At 69.9% G+C, this 22,765-nt stretch carries 23 protein-coding genes; 15 read left to right on the forward strand and 8 right to left on the reverse strand.

The features are described 5' to 3' along the window. Positions 1-137 precede the first annotated feature (137 nt). The 10 genes from ACWCQM_RS17915 to ACWCQM_RS17960 all read left to right on the forward strand — a co-directional run bounded on the left by ACWCQM_RS17915 (position 138) and on the right by ACWCQM_RS17960 (position 11,712). Positions 138-1,595 carry a hypothetical protein gene (locus ACWCQM_RS17915; protein WP_411098936.1) on the forward strand — a complete coding sequence of 486 codons (1,458 nt, stop codon included), beginning with the start codon at positions 138-140 and terminating at the stop codon, positions 1,593-1,595. 75 nt (positions 1,596-1,670) lie between these two features. Continuing rightward, complete coding sequence (locus ACWCQM_RS17920) at positions 1,671-2,366, forward strand: RusA family crossover junction endodeoxyribonuclease (protein WP_411098937.1); 696 nt, start codon at positions 1,671-1,673, stop codon at positions 2,364-2,366. Then, complete coding sequence (locus ACWCQM_RS17925) at positions 2,363-2,908, forward strand: WhiB family transcriptional regulator (protein ID WP_332757169.1); 546 nt, start codon at positions 2,363-2,365, stop codon at positions 2,906-2,908. Before ACWCQM_RS17920 ends, ACWCQM_RS17925 begins: the two co-directional genes overlap by 4 nt. Positions 2,909-3,141: 233 nt before the next feature. Then, entirely contained in the window at positions 3,142-4,410 is a 1,269-nt protein-coding gene (locus ACWCQM_RS17930) for a hypothetical protein (RefSeq protein WP_450916199.1), read from the forward strand. A gap of 31 nt (positions 4,411-4,441) precedes the next feature. Continuing rightward, the gene (locus tag ACWCQM_RS17935) at positions 4,442-5,359 is read left to right on the forward strand and encodes a DciA family protein (protein ID WP_450916200.1); all 918 of its coding nucleotides are present in this window, start codon (positions 4,442-4,444) and stop codon (positions 5,357-5,359) included. Positions 5,360-5,487: 128 nt separating this feature from the next. Further along, on the forward strand, positions 5,488-6,441 hold the full coding sequence (locus tag ACWCQM_RS17940; protein WP_411098940.1) for a hypothetical protein: 954 nt from the start codon (positions 5,488-5,490) through the stop codon (positions 6,439-6,441). Positions 6,442-6,515: 74 nt separating this feature from the next. Then, positions 6,516-6,908: a hypothetical protein gene (locus ACWCQM_RS17945; protein WP_450916201.1), complete on the forward strand. Its 393-nt coding sequence runs from the start codon at positions 6,516-6,518 to the stop codon at positions 6,906-6,908. Between the two features lie 183 nt (positions 6,909-7,091). After that, the gene (locus ACWCQM_RS17950; RefSeq protein WP_450916202.1) at positions 7,092-9,842 is read left to right on the forward strand and encodes an FtsK/SpoIIIE domain-containing protein; all 2,751 of its coding nucleotides are present in this window, start codon (positions 7,092-7,094) and stop codon (positions 9,840-9,842) included. 44 nt (positions 9,843-9,886) lie between these two features. Next, positions 9,887-11,119, forward strand: a complete 1,233-nt coding sequence (locus ACWCQM_RS17955; protein WP_450916203.1) for an ATP-grasp domain-containing protein — start codon at positions 9,887-9,889, stop codon at positions 11,117-11,119. Between the two features lie 53 nt (positions 11,120-11,172). Then, positions 11,173-11,712: a DUF6233 domain-containing protein gene (locus ACWCQM_RS17960; RefSeq protein WP_450916204.1), complete on the forward strand. Its 540-nt coding sequence runs from the start codon at positions 11,173-11,175 to the stop codon at positions 11,710-11,712. 25 nt (positions 11,713-11,737) lie between these two features. Here ACWCQM_RS17960 and ACWCQM_RS17965 read toward each other — a convergent pair whose 3' ends face one another. After that, complete coding sequence (locus tag ACWCQM_RS17965; RefSeq protein WP_450916205.1) at positions 11,738-12,232, reverse strand: hypothetical protein; 495 nt, start codon at positions 12,230-12,232, stop codon at positions 11,738-11,740. A gap of 367 nt (positions 12,233-12,599) precedes the next feature. Between ACWCQM_RS17965 and ACWCQM_RS17970 the strand changes: the two genes are divergently transcribed. The 4 genes from ACWCQM_RS17970 to ACWCQM_RS17985 all read left to right on the forward strand — a co-directional run bounded on the left by ACWCQM_RS17970 (position 12,600) and on the right by ACWCQM_RS17985 (position 14,601). Further along, on the forward strand, positions 12,600-12,761 hold the full coding sequence (locus tag ACWCQM_RS17970) for a hypothetical protein (RefSeq protein ID WP_450916206.1): 162 nt from the start codon (positions 12,600-12,602) through the stop codon (positions 12,759-12,761). 8 nt (positions 12,762-12,769) lie between these two features. Beyond that, positions 12,770-13,402 carry a hypothetical protein gene (locus ACWCQM_RS17975; RefSeq protein WP_332757178.1) on the forward strand — a complete coding sequence of 211 codons (633 nt, stop codon included), beginning with the start codon at positions 12,770-12,772 and terminating at the stop codon, positions 13,400-13,402. A gap of 65 nt (positions 13,403-13,467) precedes the next feature. Beyond that, on the forward strand, positions 13,468-13,932 hold the full coding sequence (locus tag ACWCQM_RS17980) for a hypothetical protein (RefSeq protein WP_450916207.1): 465 nt from the start codon (positions 13,468-13,470) through the stop codon (positions 13,930-13,932). Positions 13,933-14,091: 159 nt separating this feature from the next. After that, on the forward strand, positions 14,092-14,601 hold the full coding sequence (locus ACWCQM_RS17985) for a hypothetical protein (protein ID WP_332757180.1): 510 nt from the start codon (positions 14,092-14,094) through the stop codon (positions 14,599-14,601). A 121-nt stretch (positions 14,602-14,722) separates the two neighbouring features. On the opposite strand, the gene ACWCQM_RS17990 is transcribed toward ACWCQM_RS17985, so the two are convergent. The 3 genes from ACWCQM_RS17990 to ACWCQM_RS18000 form a co-directional block, all read right to left on the reverse strand. Next, a complete protein-coding gene (locus ACWCQM_RS17990) occupies positions 14,723-15,628 on the reverse strand; it encodes a hypothetical protein (RefSeq protein WP_450916208.1) in 906 nt (301 codons plus the stop codon). Between the two features lie 209 nt (positions 15,629-15,837). Continuing rightward, entirely contained in the window at positions 15,838-17,025 is a 1,188-nt protein-coding gene (mihF, locus tag ACWCQM_RS17995; RefSeq protein WP_450916209.1) for an integration host factor, actinobacterial type, read from the reverse strand. Between the two features lie 103 nt (positions 17,026-17,128). Then, positions 17,129-17,875 (reverse strand): hypothetical protein, encoded by a 747-nt coding sequence (locus ACWCQM_RS18000; RefSeq protein WP_450916210.1) that lies wholly within the window; start codon positions 17,873-17,875, stop codon positions 17,129-17,131. An 828-nt stretch (positions 17,876-18,703) separates the two neighbouring features. On the opposite strand from ACWCQM_RS18000, the gene ACWCQM_RS18005 reads away from it, so the two are divergent. Then, positions 18,704-19,243, forward strand: coding sequence for a hypothetical protein (locus tag ACWCQM_RS18005; RefSeq protein ID WP_450916211.1), 540 nt, complete (start codon positions 18,704-18,706; stop codon positions 19,241-19,243). Between the two features lie 243 nt (positions 19,244-19,486). On the opposite strand, the gene mihF (ACWCQM_RS18010) is transcribed toward ACWCQM_RS18005, so the two are convergent. The 4 genes from mihF (ACWCQM_RS18010) to ACWCQM_RS18025 form a co-directional block, all read right to left on the reverse strand. Then, positions 19,487-19,804 carry an integration host factor, actinobacterial type gene (gene mihF, locus ACWCQM_RS18010; protein WP_332757184.1) on the reverse strand — a complete coding sequence of 106 codons (318 nt, stop codon included), beginning with the start codon at positions 19,802-19,804 and terminating at the stop codon, positions 19,487-19,489. Beyond that, the gene (locus ACWCQM_RS18015) at positions 19,801-20,097 is read right to left on the reverse strand and encodes a hypothetical protein (RefSeq protein WP_450916212.1); all 297 of its coding nucleotides are present in this window, start codon (positions 20,095-20,097) and stop codon (positions 19,801-19,803) included. Before ACWCQM_RS18015 ends, mihF (ACWCQM_RS18010) begins: the two co-directional genes overlap by 4 nt. A gap of 214 nt (positions 20,098-20,311) precedes the next feature. Then, entirely contained in the window at positions 20,312-21,193 is an 882-nt protein-coding gene (locus ACWCQM_RS18020; RefSeq protein WP_450916213.1) for an ATP-dependent DNA ligase, read from the reverse strand. A gap of 58 nt (positions 21,194-21,251) precedes the next feature. After that, on the reverse strand, positions 21,252-22,388 hold the full coding sequence (locus ACWCQM_RS18025; protein ID WP_450916214.1) for a VVA0879 family protein: 1,137 nt from the start codon (positions 22,386-22,388) through the stop codon (positions 21,252-21,254). Between the last annotated feature and the right edge of the window lie 377 nt (positions 22,389-22,765).

Consider the following 22,765-nt stretch of genomic DNA (forward strand, 5'->3'; position numbering starts at 1 on the left):
ACCCTCCTCTGAACGTCGGCGCGCTCGGCTCCCGAAGCCTGTTGCCGACCCGCCCGATGGATTTTCGCGAGAGCTCGCCGTACGGCACGTCTGGCCGGAATCTGAGCCCGTCGATCCACTACAGAGGGAGTCACCCCATGGCGTACGAGCCGCCGGCCAAGGGCCGTCCGTTCATCGCGTACGAGAAGAAGGCACGTGCTGCCGCCGGGCCCGACGGCCAGACCGTCCGCGCCCGTCCGAGCGTGTACGTCCGGGAGCACGTGGGTGTGAAGGTCAGCGCGTACAAGGTGAAGACGAAGGCGACCGACGACGGCCCCTTCCGCACCGGCCGCGTGACCTTCGACGCCGAGTCCGTCGGGCTGGAGCACGACTTCCACGGGTCGGTCCAGGCCGACTCCAAGGCAGCGGAACTGCTGGCAGAGGCGTTCAAGAACGACCTGCCGGTCACCGTTGCCATCGAGACGACCCGCCGGTACAAGCAGAACGACAGCGGCGAGCTGATCAGCCCGCTCACGCCCATCCACGAGCTGCGCGGCATCGTCGGCGACTCGACCCGGGCGAACGCGGAAATCACCAACCGCAACTGCCGCAACCTCGTGGTCGCGGTCAACGGTGAGTTCACCGACGAGCTGGTCTCCGACCCGGAGGAGTGGGAGTCGCTGCGGGAGAACCGCGACGGCAGCCTCGCCCCCGACGGATACGCCGTCTTCGGCGGCGCAATCATCCCCGCCGCTAACGCCTCATCCGGCAGCGTCGACGTGAGCCAGCAGGTACGGAACGAGCTGGAGAAGTACTTCGGCCCCGCCCCTGCTGCCCCGGCCGCCAACGCGCGCCCGGGCCGCCCGCCGCAGCGGGCTGCCCACGCCGCCGAGGCCAAGCCGTGGGAGGACTGGAACACCGACGGCCGGTTCAACCACGGCTCCTACCTGGCCACCGCCATCCGGGAGACGTACGCGCAGGCGCACCAGATGATCACTTCGGCGGGCGTCGACCCTGACACCGATCCGGCCGTGGTCGGTACCCTCGCCGAACTGATCCTGGGGATGGCCGACCGGATCCAGCTCGGCGTCTACCGCAAGACCGACGGCAGCGCCATCCGGTCCGACCGCTCCCACCACGAAGCCCGTGCGTGGATCGACTTCGTCGTCAGCCACCAGCCCGCACTCGCCTACACCGCCGAGATGACCGATCCGATCAGCGCTGAGGCGGTCCTCGCCCGCAACGCGTGGGCGAGCAAGGTCATCGCCACCGTCGGTCCGCTGATGGACACGGTGGCCCGCGTTGCCGAGACCGACCGCGCCGTGGGCCCGGACGGTATCCCCGTCGTGCACCCGGTGCTCAAGAGCGATGCCTTCGACCGCTTCAAGATCCTCATGGGTCACAAGGACGTCGGCCTCGCGGGCTGGCCCGACCGCGTCTTCCCGCTCCTGACCGACCGCTTCGGCACCCACGAGCTGGACCGCATCGAGGTCGCCCACTTCCTCCCCGCGCTCGCGGAGTGGGAAGCCGACCCGGCCGCGTTCCTCGCTGCCGCCCGGGCCAGCGCCGCCGCCCGCCAGACGGCCGAGGCCGAACCCGCTGCCACAGCAGCCTGATCCACCCCGGTGGGGGCGGGAGCGCCGCACAGACGCTCCCGCCCCCACCGGGCCCGAACGAGAGAAGGACGCACGATGGGCACCAGCATCGACATACAGCGCCTCATCACCGACCGCGGCTACCGCCCCTGTCCGTCATGCCCTGCCGTGCTCCGCCCCACCACGACCCGCTGCCCCCACTGCCGCACCCTCGTACCGGCCCCGTCGGCGGACGCGCCCCAACCGAAGAAGACCTCCGGCCCGCGCCTGGCCGCCGTCAGCGAAGCAGCCCTCGGCAGTCTGCAGAATCTCCCTGAGAGGCGACTGACTTTCACGGTCATCGGAACGCCCGTCACCCAAGGCTCTGTCGAAGTTCCCGCCCCCGGCGTCGTCAAGTACAGCCGTGAACTCCGCGAGTGGCGCCGCCAGATCAACGCGGCCGCGCAAAAGACCTGCGGCACGGACTGGGAGCCGGCGAACTGCCCGCTCATCATGTCGGCCGTCTTCACCCTGCCCCGGCCCAAGAGCGCACCCAAGACCAAAGCCGTCCACGCCGCGACCAAGCCCGACATCGACAAGCTGATCCGCGCCGTCCAAGACGCACTGTCCCCTGCCGACAAGAAGGCCTTCCGCGTCTACACGGAGGACTCCCGCATCGTCGGCTACGACATCGGCCCCCACAAGACGTATCCCGCCCCGTTGGGAACGCACGACTGGGCTCTCCCGGAGCCCGGCGTCACCATCGCCGTCGCCCCCGCACCTTCCGCAGCTTCCCGCCAGGACATCGCATGAGCACCACACCCTGCATCATCCACGCCGATCTCTTCCGACTCCTCGAGGACCTGTCCGGCTCCGGCATCAACGATCAGATGCTCGACGGGGACCAGCTCGCCATGTTCACCGACGAGGAAGCCGACTTCCGTGAGGCCCTCGGCCAGGCCCGCGCCCTGTGCGCCGCCTGCCCGATGCTTGAGTCGTGCCTGTTCGCCGCGGTAACCGATCACGCGGTCAAGGGCATCGTCGCCGGCACCACCGAGACCGACCGTGAGCGGATCCGCAGCAGCCTCGGCCTGGCCCCCTTCGCGGAAGAGGACACGGACATCTACCTCATGGTCCGCCGCACCTACGACGAGGTCGACGCCGAGAAGGTCGCCGCCATGACCGCGGTCGGCCAGCTGACGCAGGTGGAGATGGCAGAGGAGCTCGGATGCTCCACCCGCACGATCCGCCGCAAGCAGCGCAGCTCCTGCAACGTGCGCCGGCGGCCGCGACGGAACCCCCTCACCCCGAAGAAGGTCCTCAGCACCGCCGAACAGCTCCTGCCCTGGTTCTGACCGTGACATCGGACAGCGCGAGCTGCGGCAGGCCGAGAGCGGCCTCCTCGCCCGTTGCGTTACCGGGGTCGGCCTCCGCCGCCCACAGCGGCTGACCGCCGACCCCGGCTACCTCGCTTCCGGTCTCCAGCCGGCAAGCGCCCGCCCCTGAGGCGGAACCCCTTCTTCCTCCGCACCTGAGCGGCAGCCACGCCTGACTTTGGGCTGCCCGAAAACACTGAGAGCCCCTCTTCATGCGCCGCCCGTCCCACCAGCCGCACGCTGAGCCGCATCGGCTGGAGCCTGTCCCGCCTGCCGAGCAGGACGTCATCACCACCCGGTCCCGGCGCTGCCAACCCCGCGCCTGGCTCCGGGCCGTCGCCTGGCTCATCGACAGCGGCGCGCATCCCAAGGCACTGGCCACCACGACGGTCGACGTCGCCCTCGACCTCGCTGCCCGTATGGACTTCCAGCGGGGCATCGTCCTGTACGACCTCGAAGGCACCGCCCGGCGCGTCGGCATATCGCGCGCCACCGTGAAGCGGCACATCAAGGTCCTGCGCGAGCTCGGCGCACTCGTCTGGCTGGAACACGGCAGCCGCCGCAACCTCCGTCTCCCGGGCCGCCCGTACACCGCCACAGCCACCGTCTACGGCGCCACCATCCCGCCGGCTTACGACGCTGCCCACGGCCACCGCCTGTCCGGCCACGGATACACCGCCAGGCATACCGGCTTCACCCCCGAAGGCCGGGCCCAGGCCATCGCCGCTGCGCAGGAAACAGCAGATCAGAACCGGCGTGAGCCCCCTTCCCGTAGCACCACCACCCACTCCCCTAAAGCTGATGTGAGAGGTAGATCAACAACTACGCGCCAGGCGCGAGCGAACAAGATCACTCAGCCCAAGAAGAAGTCCGTCCTCGGCCACCCTGTCACCGCCGCCGCTTACCAGGTAGCCGACCGGTTCGCCCGGGCACTCCGCCCGCTCCACAACTGGCTTCAGCGCACCCCCATCGAGCAGTTGTCCTGGGTCCTGGTCGACAAGGCCGCCGCCGGTGCATCCCTCCAGCAGGTCCACGCCTGGCTCCACGAGATCAACCCCAGCCACTACTTCGGACCGCGCTGGCGCCCCCACCGCGCGCACGCCTACGTCGCCGCACAGCTCCAGCGAGACGCCGCCCAGGACCGGGAGACGGCGCAGCGGCTGGCCGACGAAGCCCGGGCCACCCCGCCCACCGCCGAGTTCACCAACGCCGTCCAGGCCCTGAGGAACGACAGCGCCGGCAACGCCGAGGAGATCGAGGAATTCGCGGCAGCCACCACCATCGACGAGCTCGATGCCAGCCTCGTGCAGCAGATGAGGGCCGACGCCTGGGGGCGCTTCAAGCACTTCGGCGACACCGACCTGGTCCTCACCGCCGTCGACGGACTCGGTGTGGCCGAGGCATCCCGCCTCTACACCGCGCAGCTCGTCGACGCCTGCATCCGCTTCCACAACAACCCGCGCCTGCAGAACGCCTGCTGACCCGCACTCGAGCACGAGGAGGACGAACGACATGACGGCACACCCCGCCATGCACCTGGAACCGGACCTCACCGGTGCACCGAATGCGGACGCCGCTGCTCTCCCCACCGCCCCTTCCACCGAAGCAGCCACAGAGTCGGCCGCAGGCGCTGACCTGGCGCGAATCGCTCTGCGACGGGCCAGGGCCGATGCCAAGAACAACCCCGTCAAGACCAAACGCAAGCGGGCTGCTGCTCCCCGGCGGGCCAACGGCGCTGACGGCCGGGACCCCAACCCCCTGGGCAGCGTCATCAGCCAACTGGTGGTGGACAACGAATGGGAGGGAGAAGCTGCGGGAGCGGACCTGAAGAAGGAGTGGCCCTCCCTCCTCGGTGAAACACGTGCCACCCACTGGAAGGCCGAAGAGTTCGACGAAGAGACCGGCACCCTGCGAGTCCTGTGCGAATCCGCCTCATGGGCGGCCAACCTGCGGCTCCTGTCAGCCCAGGTGATCGCCGAGGTTAACGAGAAGTTCGAGCGGCTCCAGGCCGGAACGCACCAGGGCAAGCGCCGATCCAGCCCGCTGCGCCGACTCGACGTGCAGCTACGCAGCGGCCGCCCCACCGCGTCATCCCACGACGCTGCGCCAGCGGTCCCCGAGGCACCTGCCCCGGTACTCCGCAAGGAGCGCGCCGCACCGCCCACCGCCGAGTACCAGCAGGAACGTGCCCGGCAGGCGGAAGCCCGGGCCGCGCGGAAAGCAGCTGGAGAGCCCACATGCCTGCAGCCGTCAGGAACACCCGCGCCTCCTGCGCGCCCACACCCGGGCGACGCCCCCAGCGCCGAGTACCGCGAGCAGCGTGAACGGATCCGGCGGGCGCGCAGGGCCACCCGCGAGCAGGTCCTTGCCATAGCGAGGGAGGAACCCACCCCTCCCGCCTCTGATGCCTTCTACGCCTACGCCAGCTGACATCTGACTCAGAGAAAGGAAGCCGTCCCATGCCTGTACCAAGCCCCCCTCCGAGCGCGCCGGGAAAGAGCACCGCGGCGACGTCTCGCCCTGTACGTGAGGTCGGCGATTCGGACACTGCCGCCTTCATGAACCATCTGTTCGATCTGTCCCGCACAGCCCCCGTGGCGGTGCTGTCTCCTGACCCCCGCCGCGAGGACGGCGTCCCGCTCATCGATCCGATCCGCCTGTACGACCAAATCCACCCTGAGGCGGAAGTCGCGGTACTCACCACGCACACAGCCGCCCGCAACCTGCGGGAGCTGATGCCTGACCTGGCCGTGTGGGGCGGAGCCGTCCGCATCGTCCGCCCCGGCGCAGCCCCGGACGACCCCAAGCACCGGCATCCTCTTGTCAAGATCACCCCCGGCCGCAGTGACGAGGCCCTCCGGGAGATCCACCACCAGCTGCTCGGGCGCACTCTCGTCTACAGCACCACGACGCCCCAGCCCGGCAACAGCCGCCCGCCCGTGCCTGGCGACCGCAGCAGCCATGCGCCGGATGACATCGAGCACCTGCGCACCCTGCTGGCGGCCGAGAAGCGCACCACTTCATCGCTGCGTCAGGACGTACGGCGGCTCAGCAAGGCGCTGCGAGCAGCCGAAGAGCGAGCCGAGATCGACACCCCCACCATCTACGCCGACCCCGAACAGCAGTTCCGTTACGAGCTCGACCAATGCTGGCTGCGCATGATCGCCGAGCCGGACCGCCCCAGCCAGCCGCTCGCCCCCTTCACTCTCGGCCCGGACTGGCTCACCTCGCTGCACGCCATCGAACTCGTGGACCGACGCAAGATCGTCGAGGTGACCGTCGAAGTCCTCACCGGACTCGCCGCCGCCATCCCCGGCCGACAGGTCCACCGGATGCGGGCCCGCGACGAGCGCGGCGGAGCCCCGCTCGTACGCGCCGACCAGGCCGTCGCGATGCGCTGCCACCTGAAGAACCAGACCTCGGCCGCGCCTCGCCTGATGTGGTGGAGACTGCCCGATCAGAGCATTGAGCTGGCCAGGGTCGCCCTCCATGACGACACCCATCTGCGATGACACACGCACCGACAGCACGCCGACTCCGGGCGACAGCGATCCATACACGCCGCCGACATGCGAGGACCCCAACGATGGCCAGCACCAGCCTCTGGAACGTCCAGAAGTTCGATCAGACACTGGGCACCTACACCAACCTCGACGCGGCCAAGGCCCACGGCAACCATGTCATCCGCGACCACTACCGTCCCCACGTGGACCGCCACCGGGTGCCGGCCAGCCACCGAGTCGTCGACTGGCGTGTTCCCTGCTGCGGCCACCTGCACGGCCCCGGCCAGTTCAACCACACGGCCCACCTGGTCACGCACGCGGTCGGATGCCGGCCGCCGGAGTTCCGTGCGCTGGTCCTGCGCCCCTTCTGGGCCGCTACCGGCAAGGCGGCGGGCACCGGCCACGTGAGCACCGCCTGGGAGATCTGGCAGGGCTTTGCCTACGACCGGTTCGACCCCGGCGCGACGCTCGCATAGCCCAGCCAAGTCCGTAGGTGACGGTGCCCCGTCTGCGTACACGCGGGCCACCGTCACACCAGGCCGGGAGCGAGGCTCTTGCTCACCTCGCTGCTCACCGGCTGCGGACCGGCGGATCAGAGCTGTCCGCTTTCCCGAGCACGATCCGGGTAACACCGCTGTCGACTCGGGAGGACCACCCTCATGCCCGCGGCCAGAAAACGCCGCCGTCCCGCCGCCCGCCGGCCCGCCGCAGGGCCCGGATGGCCGGTAGGTGCGCACACCCGAACGTGGCTGGCGTTCACCCTGGGCCGCGACCGCAGTCGCGCCTTCGGGAAAGTGCCGCACGTCCTTCTCAACTGGCTGATCCTGCCGCTGCTGGCTGGAGCCTGGTACCTGCAGTGGCGCCAGTGGCAGGTCCTCTCCGCGGTCACCGTCACCGCCCTGCTGTACACCATCGGGCGGGCCGCACGGGTCATCCCCCGCCAGCGGCGAGCTCTGTCCGAGCTGTACGGCCGTGTGATGAAGCCATGCGGACTGCCGGCTCCCACCGTTACCCGGCCGGTCAACGAAGGCCAGTACATCCGCGTCACCCGCTGGCGGCGCTCCACCGTGATCGCCGCGGCCCGCATCATGATCGCCCCATCGGCGCCGGCCGCTCAGGCCCGCACCCGGTGGCAGGCCGAGAAGGCCGTCGAAGCCGCGCCCATCCCGCCGGGTACCGGCTGGGTCTTCGACTGGGCCAACCCCGGCTCCCTGGCGTGCGATCTCGTGAACGAGGGCGACCCGCGACTGCTGCGTATGCAGGACGAGCGGTGGATCAACACGGTCGTCGGCCAGCTCTTCCCGGCGCCCCGCGGTGTCGACGTCGACGTGTCCGTCGCGGTCGGCGCGTGGGAGGACCGCGACGGTCGAGAAGTCCCCACCGAACTGACTGTCACCCTGGGCGCCTACGACGTCTCTCAGCGCGCCTTCCGGGAGAACGTCGAACGCGTCATCGACGCCCAGATCGACCGCGGCCACGTGTGGATCTACACCTGGCAGCCCGGGGAGCTCACGATCCGTGGAGTGCCCGCCGGCTCACCGGAGGCGATCCGTAAGCAGGGCACCCGCTACATCTCCGACCTCATCACTGCCCAGATCCCGGCTCGGCAGGCCGGCCAGCTCACCGTCGACATCACCAAGTGGGAGGACGACCCCAACAGCCCCAGGGCCAACACGCCCCTTGAGATCACCATCGGCCTGGGCACCCTGGACGTCGCCGCGCCAGAACTACGCACCCGTATCGAGCGCACCCTGGACACAGCCCTGTCCAAAACCCTTCCGGACCGGACCTGGCTGCCGGACTGGACCTTCGCCAACACCAACCGGCTCGTCCTGAAGGCTGTTTCCAACGCCGATCCCCGCGCCGTACGGAAGCGGGAAACGGCCCGACTGCAGGCCGTCGTCGAGTCCAAGTTCCCCACCAAGCGCGGCCAGGACCCCGTCGAGGTGGACATCCACACCTGGAGCAGCCACCGAGGAAGCAACGGTTCCCCGGTCGAGCGGCCCGAGTCCTTCACCGTGACCTTCGGCGCCTACGACGTCACCAAACCGGAGACCAGGGACGCCTTCGAACAGCACGCTGACTCTCTCACCGACACCAACGACTGGCACTACGCCTGGAGCGAGGCGGAAGGCCGGGTCACCGTCAGCGCCGTCCCCAGACTGCCCACCCAGCTCGCCTTCCCCGAACCCGGCAGCCCCGAGTTCGAGGAGTTCCTCGCCCTCGCCCGCCGCGGCACCATCCGCTTCGGCCCCGTCAAGGGAGGCGGCTGGCTCGACTGGGACCTGCAGCAGACCCCCCACGCCCTCATCGGCGGAAAGACCGGCGCCGGCAAGTCCGTCGCCCTGTCCTTGATCCTCTTCCCCGCCCTGTACGACCCGACCATCTACCAGCTCATCGTCTGCGACCCCAAGCGCACCGACTTCACCTGGACCCCCGAGTTCCCCGCCGTCATCAGATTCGCCGCGACGGACGAAGAGATCTACGAGGCCATCCAGGCCTTCGCCGGCGAAATGGACAAGCGCCAGTCCCTCCTGAACAAGTACGGGCGCCGCAACCTGCAACTCCTCCGCGACGCCGTCGCCCGAGGCGAAGTCGTCCTGCGCGACGACGACACCATCCCGGGCCGACTGATCCTCTTCTTCGACGAGATCGCCGACTACCTCGCCAAGTCCGCGAACAAGGAGATCGAGGAACTCAAGAACGACGCCAAGGCGATGCTCGAGAAAGTCGCCCGCCTCGGCCGCGCACTGGAGACGAACATAGCCTGCGCCGCCCAGAAGCCGGCCGGCGACATCCTCGGCATGCAGCTGCGCTCCCAGCTTGGCCGACGCCTCGGCGTCGGCCCCCTGGACCAGTACGAATCGCAGCAGATCCTCAACTCCGACCACGGCACCCGCTTCCCGGCCGAAGGCACCCCCAAGGGCCGCTCCTGGGGCTACGACCCCAAGTACGGCTACCAGCAGGCCCAGATCATGTTCCTGCCCGACGACACCACCCCCCTGCCGTGGGACCCCACCGTCACCATTCACGGGGCCAAGGACCTGGCCCGCGCGCACCTCGCCGAACTCGGCTACGTGCAGGTACTCGTGCCCAACAAGGACGGCGGCCAGGACCCCCGCTGGGTCCGCCGCGACCTCGTCGACGAGCCCCCGCCGACCCCCGACTCGACACCGGCGCCCTCACCACCTCCAGCGGATGAACCCCAGCGGCCGCCCCTGTCGAAGACACCGGCCCCGAAGGCGCCCCCGGCTGCTCCGGCTGCCCCTCCGGCCGCCCAACCGCCAGAGCAGCCGCGCCAGCCCGAGACTCCGGCCCCGAAGCCGCCACCTGCCCCACCCGCGCCCCAACAGCCAGTCTCCGACCAGCCCCCGGCCGGCAACTGGATGTCCGGCTTCGACTTCAGCTGACCTCGCGCATCACACCTCACCCCGCGCCAGAACCTAGGAAGAACATGAAGATCTGCATCGTCGACGGCTACTCCACCGGCGCCAGCCTGACCCGCCGCCTGCGCGACCTCGGCGTGAACTGCATCCACGTCCAGAGCGAGCCCCGCACCAACGAATACCTCCAGCGCAGCTTCCGTCCCGACGACTACTCCCTGGACTTCGGCTACACCGACGACATCCCCGCGCTCGCCGGGCAGCTCGCCACCCTCGGTATCTCCCGCGTCGTCGCCGGCTCCGAATCTGGCGTGACGCTGGCCGAGACCCTCGCCCAGCAGCTCGGCCTCCCCACCAACACCCCCGCCAGCCGACCGGCACGACGGGACAAGGCGCTGATGTACCAGATCGCCGAACGCGCCGGACTCGACGTACCGCAAGGAACCACGGCGAGCAGCCCGGCGGCCGCAGCCGAATGGTTCACGGCCTCCGACCTCACTGAAGCGGTCGTCAAGCCCCTGGCCAGCGCGGCGACCGACGGTGTGCGCTTCTGCCGGACCCCTGAAGAGATCGCCCACGCCACCCAGGCGATCCTGGCCAAGCCGAACATCTTCGGGCAGCGCAACGACGCCGTCATCGTCCAGGAGCGGCTGTCCGGCGACGAGTACTACATCAACTCGGTCAGCTCGGGCGGCGCCCACCGGATCGCGGAGATCTGGCGCTACACGAAGCGGGCCTCCGACGGGCCCATGCCCCTGTACGACTACGAAGAGCCCGTCGCCCCGCACACCGCCGAGGCGCAGCTGCTCAAGGCCTACACCTGCCGTGTCCTCGACGCACTCGGCATCCAGGAGTCGGCAGCCCACACCGAGGTGATGCTGACCGCCCGCGGCCCCGTCCTGATCGAAACCGGCGCCCGACTCGGCGGCGCCACCTCCCCCGACATCATCGACAAGTACCTGGGGACCTCCCAGACCGCTCTGCTCGCCGCGGCCCTCGTCGACCCCCGCACCCTCCTCGACTTCGACGACCAGCTCACCTCCTGGCCAGGACGGATCCGCAATGTCGAGTTCATCAACCCCACCCCCGGACGTGCCAGCGCCGAAGCCGCCGGCACGGTAGCAACGCTCCCCAGCGCGATAGCGGTCTGCTCCTCGATCACCCCCGGCGAACCACTGGAGCGCACAAGCGACCTGACCAGCTCCCCCGGCTACGTCTACCTCGCCGCCGAAGCCCAGAGCACCATCGACCGGGATTACGCCCTGCTGCGACAGTGGGAACGCGAGGGGCTCCACATCCAGTAGCGCACACCCCCGGCATCGGCCGCACGCCATGGTCGGCAGCCTATGGTGGACGCGTGCCAGAGCCGCCGCCCTCTCCCGATCCTGCTCCCATCGCCGTGACGGTGGTCCTGCCGGACGGCCAGGAAGTGCGGGCCCGGCTTTACTCGTGGCACCAGACACCGACCGGGTGGCAGGGAGACATCGGGCTCCCGTCCTACCGGAACACCGAGGAGCACGCGGTCGAGGCCTCCGAGTACCGGGTGTGGCTGGACGCCCCTGGGCAGATCCGCCAGATTCCTGGCGTCGACTACAGCGCGGTGCCGGTGACCCGGCTCCCGCGCCCGTCGCTCGTCGAGGAGCTCCTGGGCGAGCGACGACCCTCCGGCTGGGTCATGCAGGGCCTGGACCGCGGCCAGGGCGTGATCCATGCGCCTGACTGCGCCGAGGCGCCGTCCCGGGCGACGCCTCTCGCCCTGGATCGGGCACTCGACCTTGCCGAGCGGGCCGGCGTGCGGCTCTGCTCCCTGTGCGGGGCCGCCCAGGAGCTCGACCCTCTGCTCCGGGGCTTCGCCGACGGCTTCGACGGCCCGCGGAGCGAGTTCCCGGAGCGATAGCGGCGCGATCCGCTGACGCGTGCTCTTACGCGCCCCGGTCGGCGCTGACCACGGTCTCGGCCGCGCTCAGCGCCGCCAGCACCTGCGCCTGGCCCTCTTCGGTGCCGAGGACACCAGCGGCGAGGGCCTCGGCCACCCGCGCCGCGTGCCCGAGCGCGGCCACTGTCCCGCCTTCTTCCCGGTACGCCCTCGCCCCCGCCAGGAACTGGGCGGCGGCGCCCAGGGCGAGCGCGACGTCCCCGCTGTAGTCCTCCAGACCGTTCATCGCCAGCGGCCGCAGCCACAGATCGGAGTGGGACTGCACGACCTGGTCGTAGTCGCGGTAGTCGATGACCGTGCCGCACCTCCCGCCGGCCCCCTCCCCCGTGAACGACTTGCCCCAGTCCTCTTCCGCCAGCCACCGGTGCCGCGCGCACACCTCCACCCGGTAGTCGAGGTCCCGGTCCTTCCGATGTGACCGACGCTCGACGACCATCGTCGACGGCGCGGTGCAGGTGGCGATCTGGCGGAGCACCGGCATGGCGGCCCCTCCCCTTCTCTCGGCGGGTGGTCGGACCGAGCATGGCTGCGTCCGGGCCTGCCGTGTGCACTCCGATGTGCACAACGGGAGTGACCCAGCTCACTGCGCGGCGGTCAGGTCCTTGTGCTGCGCCGGTGCTGGCTCAGACCGGCCGTCGGCTCGCTGCTCCGCCGCGCCTGTCCAAGCTGTACCCGGCGACCATCCGGCAACTGACCGGATGGCCAAGGCAGCAGGAAGTGGGCGGGGCCGGGTGACCCACTCGCCAAGACACAGCGGATCATTCGCGTAGCCTCGCGTGCTAGCTAGCTTCAGCGGAGGAGCACGGAAGGGCTCCTGGACGCCAGTTGAAAGGACCGAGGGTTCTCACATGAGCCAGCACTACACCTACTTGACAGAGGTGCAGTGGGGAACCGGTACCGGGAAACCGCCCGAGTGGAGGTCGTACCACGCCGGCCGACTCACGCTCGGACGGGACGAGGCCCTTCCGGAGTTCCTCAACAGCAGGAGGCAGCACGCAGGCACGGCATGATGAGACTTGTGAACGGATCCGTACCCCATCAGCTCATCGTTGCGGCAGCGCAGGCCGCCGGGCCGTGCCGGCCCGGGCTGGAGGCAGCCTGGCACGGCCGGGTGCGCGAGCTCGCGCTGAACCTCTACCTGGACGGCACGCAGTTGGCCGCCGACATTGCGCGCGTCGAGGGCGCCAAGGACCGTGTCCGCGGTGTCCTTACCCGCGTTGAGATCGAAGAGAGCAGCAACCGGGCCTTCATCTACATCAAGGCCCTGGGCCGAGGCGAAGAGCGGTTCCGCACTGATCGGCTCGAGAACGACTCGGGCAAGGCGCTGTACGCCACGGCCCAGCGGCTGATCGGCCGGCTCGTCCGCGTCTACAAGGAGATGGAGACGACGAAGGCCCAGGCTGGAGAGCGGCCCAGCAAGGTCCGGATGGCCGTGCACCTGGTCGACCTCGGCCCCGCTGACGGAGCCGTCGCCGAGAAGGACGCCAAGGACATGATGGTCGAGGCCGTGGCTGGGGACACTGAGCGCGCCGTCGCCGCGTGGCGAGCCGCCGGCCTCCCGGACTCCGGGCCCATCGCCCAGGAGAAGCTCGAAGCGGCCCTGGCCGCTATCACGGCCGGGGAGACAGGGAACGACGGCGCCCAGGAGTAGCCCACCGGGATGCCAGCGTCTGTGCCTGGCCGAGGGGTGTCCGGTCACGGCGGCAGGATCGACCCATGATTGACCTGGGAATCCGCATCGAATTCTTCGACGCCGCCACCGTGGACGTGGACCAGCGTTGCCTCCTCGGGGCGCTCTGCCGCCCGGACGGGTACCTCGCTCTCGCCGTCCCGGCCATCGGCAGCCGCCTCAGCGTCAGCTCGCTACGACTGACGTCCCGCGACGACTTCCGCCCCTTCGTCCTCGGCTCCACGCTGCGCGTCTGTGATGTCGTCCATCAGCCGGCGCCGCGGCGGCAGGGGCGCGTGCCGGACTGGTGGGGCGACTCGCCCCACGAGCCGACCGCCACCGTTGTGTTGAGGGCAGCCCTGCGGGGCTCCTCTCTCATGCTGCTGCCGCAGATCAGGCAGTTCGCCGCAGATGGATGGTCCCTGCAGGACCCCACCGAGGGAAGCGAGCTGGAGCGAGCGTGGCACAAGGCTCAGCAGCAGGTCGCCGAGCAGTGGCCGCTCACTGCCTGAACGGGTCCTCCGCCCAGTGTCCGGCCGTCTCGGCCGGGAACGACGATGCGCGGGGCGTTGTGGCTGCGGCGCGAGCGTCACCTTGACGGAGGGCCTCACCCCAGATGCGGGTTTCGCCTAGGCTCGGCGCGTTGGCCCTTTCGGAGGAAGCTCTCGCTCATGATCACACCCATCGTCGACCCCCTCTCCGAGGAGGCGGTCGCCACCTATCTCCACGACGTAGCGAGGCTTGCTGAGGGCAACTACAACACGGACGGATGGGCGTTCCCCACGCTCTACCACCTCCTGCTCAGCCACGGTCGCCGCTTCACCGCTTCCCCGCCTCCGCCCGACCTGACGGGCATGGAGCCACGGCTGTGCTACAGCAATGCCGCCCGCTACGCCCGCGGCCGCCGCTCGGAAGGTCTGGTCTACGCCGAGGGGTTCGCCCTCCCTGACGGCGTCGACTTCCCCCTCGCTCACGCCTGGTGCGTCCGGCCTGACGGGACGGTCGTGGATCCCACCTGGGCCGATACTCCAGGCCGTGCCTATATCGGAGTGGCGTTCCGTGATCCGCAGCGTTGGCCATATGACGGTGGCGGCATCCTCCAGGACCCGGACAGAAGCTATCCGATCCTCAAGGACGGCCTGTCGGAGGATTCCCTGCTGCCCGCCGGGCGTCCCCTCTGACTGGCCCGGCATCCGCTTGAGCTGGTGGCGGCCCCGGACCTCAGTGGCCGCCACCAGCTCCTCTGCCCAGGAGCACGCACGGACGGCGCCAGCTCAGATGCCTCCCCGACGACCACCCCGCTCACATGCCGTCTACGGCCGTGTCGCCCAGCGCTCGCCGTGTCGGACACGGAGACGCAACCCCGCAAACCGGGCAACTGCCACCCGAGATGAGCGGGTGGAGAGCGCGGACGTCATCCGCCGCCGCCGCGAGCCGGTTGCGCTGATCAGCAAGTGGTACGACCACCCGCCCAAGAACCGACTCGACGATCCACTGGTTGCGGTGCTTTTCGTGCTCGTCGGCAGGCGGCCTCACCCCGTCGTACAGGGCCGCTGTGATCTCCCGGCGCATCCGCATCGCGTCGACCGGACCGAGTGTCGGCTGCAAAACCTCCTTCAGCAGTCGGTGTGCCGTCACCGTGCACCGGCCGGAGGAGGCATCTGGGAATGCTTCTCTGAGCAGTGCCCACAAGGATCGGGAGGTCATCTGCGGCGATCGACCGGTGGCCGGAGCGCCGGGATCGACGCCCCACGGCACGGCCACCTCTCCCGGCCCGAGCGTCGCAGAAGACTGCCTGGGCCTGGGGGCCCGACCGCGGCCCGGATACGCGTCGGAGAGATCATGCAGGCGGCGGGCTGTGGCGACTGCTTCCTCATTCAGGTGCCGCTGGTGGCGAAGCCCCAACGCCCCCAGGTCGGCCCACCGGTCCTCTGACCAAGCGCTGTTGGTCTCCGCCCGTACCCGCTGGAGCTGCTCGATCTCGGCCAGGGCCAGCGCCTGGCGCTCCGAAAGCTCGAGAGTCCAGCGCCGTCGCTCTGATGGATTGTCGGGCGCACCGAACAGGTCGAACTCCTCCTTCAGGTCCTCGATCCGGTCTGCGCACCAACGCCGGAGCGCACGGGCGATCGTGTCGCCGTGCGTCAGCAGCGCAGTCTCGTCGAGCAGATCCTTGCCGGCGGCCGGGTCGGCGCTCGGGTCCGTGGTCATGGGCGGTTCACTCCAAGTTGGGAATCAAGAGACCCCAGTGTGGAGTGAACCGCGCAACAGCCGCGGATTCGCCTGTCCGCGCGGCATATCCCCCCTGACAGCGAGAGCCCGTGGGTCCGGTGGCTCGCCAGGACTCACCCCCCGGGTGCCTTCCCCGTTCCCTGGGCCGGTTCGCATGCGGAGCCATCAGCCGCGGGCGACTGCGTGGCTCACGAAATGGTTGAGCATTCGTGGAGCAGCCGCTCACGTTGCTGGGCCCGGAGGGACTGCAGACGCCGCTGCTCGTCCAAGCCGACCTCCGCCAGAATGCGCCTCCGCGCAGCGGGCCCAACGCCGGGCAGCGACTCCACTAGCCGGCCCACCCGGGTACCGCCGACCACCCTGTCTTCACGGGCCAGTACATCGGGCAGCGACAGGTCGCCGGCTTTCAGCCGCCCCAGCATCTCCGCCCGCTCACGCCTGACCTCGGCAGCCTGTCGGAGAGCCAGCGCCCGGTCCTCGGCAGTGCGCTCCGGAGGAGGAGCTGCCGACGGCGCACGGCGTCTCTTGGGGGTTTGGGAAACGACATCGTCTGGATCAGGGCCGCTCAGCTGCCCAAGCCGTGTCGGCCGGGCGAGCAGTCTGCTGGTCAGGTCATGCTGAGCCGCCCGAAGAGCGCGGATGGAGCACGGCAGGTACGGGTGCTTGGCCGGCTCACCGTAGCGGGGCCGGCCCGGCTTGATGGTGACCCACACCTGCGTGACGGTCCCACCCTCCAACTGTTCGGTCAGTCTCTTCCAGGTATCCAGCCAGCGGTTCATCGTCCGCACAGCCAAGTCGTCCAGCGGGAAGACGCGCTCCCCCAAGGTGACGGTGGGCGGGTCCGCCTTCAGGTCGAGGGCCGACACCTGAAGACCAGCGAGTTCGGAAAGCGGGCGGCCGGTGACGAGCCTCAGGGCCGCAAGCGCGCTGGTGCGCTCCCACGTGCTGCGGTTCGTGCGCGGCGGTCGGTTGTCCGCAAGCAGCTCCACTACCCGGCGGCTCTCGTCGACCGGCAGGCCCTGGCTGTCGGGCCAGCCCTCGGAAAGACGTTCCGGCTGGCCGAGGTGACGAGCGAAGGCGTTGAAAGTGGCGCAGCGAGCTGCCTGCGACGCCGCGGCCGCGTCCGGCTTGCCGGCCACCCGACGCTGACGGGTGTAACCCGCGGCCGCGGCGTTCAGCCACGCGACCGCGTAACCAACGTCCACGAGGTCGCCTGCCTGAATCCGCTCCTCAGGGAGCTCAAGGAAGTCGCTGAGCACCCGCAGGTACTCGTTCAGGAAGAAGGCGCGCTGGTCGTACGTCGCCTGCGGGCCGCGTGCCAGCTTCTTCAGCAGCGCGGTGATCTCGGTGCGGGCGGGGCGTTCGAGCCGGTCCATGACGTCACATCGTACGACCGGCGTATCCGCCGCCTGGTGACGCACGCCGCCAGCATCTACGCAGCGGACTCACCGATGCGGCCACCGGCCGACAGCTCACAGCTCAGGCCGAGACAGCCGTCCCCCAGTGGGCAGGGGGTTCAGGCTGCCTGCCGGTCAGCTCCTTGTACTCCTGGTCATGCCGCTCACGCTGATCCCGCTCGCGCGCGTTGCAGACGTCCCACTCACGCCACATCGCCTCGGTACCCCCGGCATCCTCCCAGCGCCCGGAGTCCACCGCGGTCCGCCAGGCCTCCACCCGCTCGCGGACCTTCTGCCCATCCCGCTCAAGATCGGCATCCTCGGCTTCGTGCCGAAGCCACAGAGCAGCGAGCTCCGCCTGGTACGCAGCGTACGCACGGTCGAACGCCTCCTCGGCCTCCCACCGCGCCTCCGTCTCCCGCGCAGCCTCAAGACGCTCGCACGGAACGGTGCACCCGACGTGTACTGTCCAGCACTTCACCAGATGGCAGCCGTGGCAACCTTCCGGCATGACGCTGTGCTCGAGGATCCTGGCGCCCGGGAACCGGGCCCGCAGCAGCTCAGGAGTCAGCGGCCACCCGCCGAACAGGGAGATCTGCTGCCTGGAAGTCAGCTCCGGGCCGCCGGCATCGGGGTCGTTGACATCGTTCCACGTCAGGTCGACTCCCTCCGGAGTCCGCACCCGGTACGCCCAGGAGTCCCCCTGGTGCCCGGGCGCGGTGACGTCGTCCACGACATGGTGAAGATCGACGACGTACCCCTCGTAGGGCGCATCGACCTCGCGCAGTTCACGGTAGGCGGCGGCTGGCCGCTGTCCGGTGGCAGCCACGCGAGCCCGGGTGTTCCGGCGCGCCTTACGGCTCCTGACCATGGTGAACCCCTCCGGCGGACCCCACGCCCCCGCCGTCCGTTCCACGATGGAAGACGTGCCGGCTGGCTACACGACAATGCAGCGCTGCGTCCGAGACGGCTTGGCCGGTCCTGCGGCGGCGTGGGCGCCCATGCAGGCCGGAGTCAGGTTGCGCTACTCCCAGAGCCCCGACCCTAGCGGCCGTCCCAGCTGCCCTGAGCCTGTCGACGGTTGCCTCACCCGATCGAGGGAGTTGGGGTCTGAGACGCCTACCGTTCGTACTCCTCTTCGTCCCAGTCGACCCTGCGCTCAGCGTCGATCAGGTCGTTCGTCTCGTCGTGGCTACGTTCCTGGCTCATACCTGGACCTCTGGTGTCGATCGGGCGGCGGTGGAGAAAGTCGACGGCAGGACGGAGCGCCCTGCACGCTCGATGGTTCCGGCAGCGAGAGAGGCGACGCCGGCGGCGTGCCGGAAGCCAGCCTGCGGCTGTCCGGAAGGCTGGGCCTGCGTCTCGCGCGGAGGAGCCCGGCGGCCAGGCCGTGAGAGACGTCCACCGGATCGTCGAACACCGCAACAGCCTCGGCGAGGAAAACCGCGAAGCCCCGGCTTACCCCCGGACGCAGCAGCATGTCGCCGGGCCGCACCGCAGGTTGCAAGCCGCAAGGAACAGAGCGCGTAGGGCTCATGACGGAGCACGGCAAACTCTCTCCCCTCGGATTGGCAGGCCCCTGAGGACGCGGATTCTGTCGGCCACAATGGCAGGGCCTGCGGACACCGGCGCAGGCATCAGGTCTCCACATGTCGAGGTGACAGTGAACGGGCTGCGGTTCCGAGGTGTACGCCTCACGCCGTACACCTCCGACGGACAAGCCGTCGAGCACGACGTCCGGACGTGGCCGTGGCTCGGAGTGGCGTGCCGGGACGAGGCCGGCACCCGGCTGTGGCTGGAGACCACCGAGTCCGTCGCCGGGGCGGTGCAGCAGTTCACTCCGCCACCGGCCGACGGCTGGCACGAGGTGGCTCTCTGGGCCGACACCCCCGACGGAGATCTGGGGCAAGCAGTGGTACGCGAGGTGGAAGCTCTCCGACTCTGGGCCGTCGGCCTTGGATACGTGGCTCTGTACGGCGGTCCGGGCAAGGAGCCGGAGTTCACCCGAGTGCCCACACCGCCCGCCGGAGTAGAGCTGGGGAACAGTGATCGCCCAGGCGCATGGTCGGCAGCAACTCTGGGGCGGCAGATCGCGGACGAGTGCCGCTCCACGGAGGAGGATCGCCAACGGCGGCGTACGGCGGTGGAAGCCGCCCGGCACGAGCGCCGCACGGCACGACAAAGGGCCCGGGCCTAGCCAGGCTTCGATTGCCCGGCGCCTGAGCCCGACGGCCCGGGGGCAGGGGGAGGGCCGGGACGCGAGGCCAGAGGGCAACCACGCCCCGGCGTTGCACTACTTGCAGGCGACGGCGCCGGGGCGTCGTAGCGCCAGCCGAGCAGAAGGCTCAGTGGACGCGCTACAAGTACGTGGCGCCCGGAAGGATGTCGGCCTCCGGCCGCCCTGGTGCCCGGCGGGACGGGCGCCGGGCACCAGGGCGGCTCACTTCTGAGGCGGGAAGAGATCGAGGAGCTGGGCCTTCTGGCGGGGTCCGAGCCCTCGGACTCGGCGGCGTTCGGATATGCCGATGTGGTCCAGGAGCTGGCCGGCGCGGATCTTGCCGATGCCGGGCAGGGCTTCGAGCAGGGGGCGTACGCGGATCTTGCCTGCGACCGTGTCCGTACGGTCGAGGACCTCGTGGAGGGAGATCTGGCCTGCCTTGAGGCGGATCAGCAGTTCGCTGCGTTCCTTGCGGGCGGCGATGGCCTTCTGCAGTGCCTGGGCACGGGCGTCGGCGGTGAGGCGGGGCAGGGCGGTCACGAGATGGTGCTCCTGGTCGGTGTAGGGGTGTGGTTGTCGGAAGCGGCAGCCGACCGGTGCCCGGGCGCGGCCGCCGGCCGGGCAGACGTCAGCGGGCTGCCGAGCAGTGCTGCGGCGACGGCTTCGACGTAGGGGTTGATGACACCCTCGTCATCGCCCTGGACGGCATCCTCAAGCATTTCGGTGAGGGGCTCGTACAAGGCCGGATCGACGAGAGGGTTGCCCTGTCGCAGCGAGGTAATGGCCTGCTGCAGGAGGGCGTCGCCGCGCGCCACGGGAGCCGCGTCGTTCATGATCGTCCTTCCCTAACGACCGGCGTCGACACGAGCGTGTCAGCGGTCAACCACATGCGATGTCCGTACGGCCGCCCCGGCGCGAGCCCGCGCCGGGGCCGTGTGTGACTACGTGAGGCAGCCTTTCGTGCGAAGCGGACACCACGGTGCCCACGCAGTTGGACGGCCCGGCCGTCAACTGCCCGAGGTGACGACGCGGCGCCTGCGGGAGCCCTCAGCTGTCCGTGCGGAGCCGCACGAAGTGCAGGCTGCCGTGCCTGCCGACAGGCGGACGCACCTCGGCAAGAACCACCCCGACGACCAGGTGCTCCTCGGAGCCGTCGGGCCGCTGTCGCCGAGCGCCCACGTGGCCTCTGAGCTGCCGGGCGACTTCCGCAGCGCGCACAGAGTCCAACCGCGGTGATGTCTCAGCTTCCCCGCCGTTGACCAGCACTCGCAACGCCCAAGGACGGTGCACCGGCCCGATCACCGCGATCACCTTCGCGTCGACCGGATCACCATCGGTACGCCACTTCACCCACGCCCGAGAGGTCCGCGCGCTGTAGGGCGAGTCAAGCCGACGGGAGACCACACCCTCCACTCCCAGGTGTGCCAGATCCCTCGCCTGCTGTACCGCCTCGGCCGCGCTGTCGATCCCCGGCACCCATCGCACAGCGCGACCCGCCAGGGCCTGTTCAAGGAGGAGCAGCCGCTCCCGCAGAGGTCGGGAGCGAACGTCGAACGCAGGCCGGCCAGGCGAATCGGAGAAGGCCAGGATGTCGAACGCGGTGAAAACGACCCCGACTCCGTGGGAGGCCCGCCACGCAGGCGTGCGTGCGAGGGCACCGAAGTCCATCCGTCCGTCCGCGTAGGCCGCCACGATCTCACCGTCCAGGACACCGTCGGGCAAGTCCATCAGCACAGTGCGTAGTTCGGGCAGCTCCCTCGTGATGTCCCGGCCGGACCGGGAGTGGACCAGGACCTGGTCGCCGCGGCGGTGAACGGCTGCCCGCCAGCCGTCCAGCTTCATGGCATGGGACCAACCGGGCCCCGCAGGCACGGACGACACCGCGGAGGGGCGCATGAGCGGGACGGGAACAGGCACGGGCGTGGTCATCGGGTTCACCGTGCCGTGCACAGCACGATGAACCCGTAGCGGCGCGCGCCGGCGGCCGTCAGTTCACCGGCTCGGCGCCCCGACCTGCTGCTCGGGCAAGGCCTTTGACGGCAGTCTCCAGCTCACGCGCCACACCGTGCCACGCGCTGGGCTCGACCACCACGCGCTGACGGATGCGCTGCCCTGTCCACGACTCCCGGCCTTCGACGACCGCCGCGATCCGCTCGGCGGCCTCGCTCGCCACCGGCGTGACCGGGCCTCCCGCGTAGAAGACCGGACTGGGCCGCTGGGCCGGATCCATGGAGGTGAAAGACCACCCGTGTTCGGCATCCCAGGAGAACCACTGCAGACCGCCCAACTGGTTCCGCTCGCGCAGTGTCACGTCACAGTCGGCCGACAGGTCGAACCCGTCCTCCACCCGGACCCCGGCCTGCTCCGTCACGGGGATACCGCGGGCGGTCAGCAGCTGTCCGACGAGTTCGATGTAGGCGCCGATGGCCGGCTCAAGGTCCGTCGCGACATCGAGGAGCGCCTGACCATCCGCCCAGGTGTGCACTTCCTCGACGTCCGTCCACTCACCCAGCAGCTCCTCGACCCGCCAGATGCAGTCCTGTCGGTGACGACGGCCCACCGGCCGGTCGCATGAATCGCACACATCGGTCTGGTCTTCGTCCCCCTCCTGGTCCTCCTCTGCCTCTGCCTCGACCTCCGCCTGGGCGTCGACGCGGGCCTGCCAGGCCGCAGCCCGTTCCTCCTGGCGCGTCTTGTTCTTCGCCACGTCCTCGTCCGGGGCCGGGAAGGCGAACACCCGGAACTCCCGCCCGTCGACGACGGTGTACCCGTACAGGGGGACGTGGCCCCAAGCGGCCCAGTCACACGGGAACGTGTGGGATCCAGTGCCGGGAAGGTGCCGGCCGAGGCATTCGGTGAACGCCTGCGTCAGCTCCGTGGTCCCGGAGACCTCGGCGAACCGTGCCACGGACGTGACGTGCCCGCAGCGAGGGCACAGGGCAGACCACTGGCTGATGTCGTCCGTGCCGAACCGGGCCCGCCCGGCGGCCAGCCATTCCTCATGCGTCAGACGCGCCCGCAACGGTGGCAGCGCCACCACCTGGTCGCGGGCGGCGTTGAACCCGCCGCCCGCCCGCCGCTGGAGCTGCCGGGCTCTGCGCTGCACCGTCCGGTTCCGTGCCATGCTGCGTCCTTCGAGGCCGCCCACGCCCGGCCGTCAAAGTCCACGGTCGGTCTCACAGGAGATGGTGCGTGCCGGGTCCGGGACTCACCCCGCGGACACCGCGAGGCTCCTTCGCCTCTTCGCTGGGACCGCGTGGGGTGTCGCATCAGCGGGAGACCGGCAGGCACTCTGCCGTCCACCCGACGCTACCGGCACCGCGAGGAGCGACTGCCAGGAAGTAGGCAGAGGTCCCTCGAAAGAGGAGCCGTGGTGTTGACGGCCGCTCCCCTCAGTTCGGTGCGGAACAGCAGGCGGCCGGTCTTCTGCGTGCCGGCGGCAGACATCGCGCACCGCTGTCCGCCGCCGACACGCCCATGCCCACCCATCAACCAGTCAGG

This window comes from Streptomyces sp. NPDC002125 (genome assembly GCF_053593715.1).

Bases quoted from the DNA above. Each gene is read 5' to 3' on its own strand.
- ACWCQM_RS17915 (WP_411098936.1), top strand. From the start codon at position 138: ATGGCGTACGAGCCGCCGGCCAAGGGCCGTCCGTTCATCGCGTACGAG.
- ACWCQM_RS17920 (WP_411098937.1), top strand. From the start codon at position 1,671: ATGGGCACCAGCATCGACATACAGCGCCTCATCACCGACCGCGGCTAC.
- ACWCQM_RS17925 (WP_332757169.1), top strand. From the start codon at position 2,363: ATGAGCACCACACCCTGCATCATCCACGCCGATCTCTTCCGACTCCTC.
- ACWCQM_RS17930 (WP_450916199.1), top strand. From the start codon at position 3,142: ATGCGCCGCCCGTCCCACCAGCCGCACGCTGAGCCGCATCGGCTGGAG.
- ACWCQM_RS17935 (WP_450916200.1), top strand. From the start codon at position 4,442: ATGACGGCACACCCCGCCATGCACCTGGAACCGGACCTCACCGGTGCA.
- ACWCQM_RS17940 (WP_411098940.1), top strand. From the start codon at position 5,488: ATGAACCATCTGTTCGATCTGTCCCGCACAGCCCCCGTGGCGGTGCTG.
- ACWCQM_RS17945 (WP_450916201.1), top strand. From the start codon at position 6,516: ATGGCCAGCACCAGCCTCTGGAACGTCCAGAAGTTCGATCAGACACTG.
- ACWCQM_RS17950 (WP_450916202.1), top strand. From the start codon at position 7,092: ATGCCCGCGGCCAGAAAACGCCGCCGTCCCGCCGCCCGCCGGCCCGCC.
- ACWCQM_RS17955 (WP_450916203.1), top strand. From the start codon at position 9,887: ATGAAGATCTGCATCGTCGACGGCTACTCCACCGGCGCCAGCCTGACC.
- ACWCQM_RS17965 (WP_450916205.1), bottom strand. From the start codon at position 12,232: ATGCCGGTGCTCCGCCAGATCGCCACCTGCACCGCGCCGTCGACGATG.
- ACWCQM_RS17970 (WP_450916206.1), top strand. From the start codon at position 12,600: ATGAGCCAGCACTACACCTACTTGACAGAGGTGCAGTGGGGAACCGGT.
- ACWCQM_RS17980 (WP_450916207.1), top strand. From the start codon at position 13,468: ATGATTGACCTGGGAATCCGCATCGAATTCTTCGACGCCGCCACCGTG.
- ACWCQM_RS17985 (WP_332757180.1), top strand. From the start codon at position 14,092: ATGATCACACCCATCGTCGACCCCCTCTCCGAGGAGGCGGTCGCCACC.
- ACWCQM_RS17990 (WP_450916208.1), bottom strand. From the start codon at position 15,628: ATGACCACGGACCCGAGCGCCGACCCGGCCGCCGGCAAGGATCTGCTC.
- mihF (WP_450916209.1), bottom strand. From the start codon at position 17,025: ATGGACCGGCTCGAACGCCCCGCCCGCACCGAGATCACCGCGCTGCTG.
- ACWCQM_RS18015 (WP_450916212.1), bottom strand. From the start codon at position 20,097: ATGAACGACGCGGCTCCCGTGGCGCGCGGCGACGCCCTCCTGCAGCAG.
- ACWCQM_RS18020 (WP_450916213.1), bottom strand. From the start codon at position 21,193: ATGACCACGCCCGTGCCTGTTCCCGTCCCGCTCATGCGCCCCTCCGCG.
- ACWCQM_RS18025 (WP_450916214.1), bottom strand. From the start codon at position 22,388: ATGGCACGGAACCGGACGGTGCAGCGCAGAGCCCGGCAGCTCCAGCGG.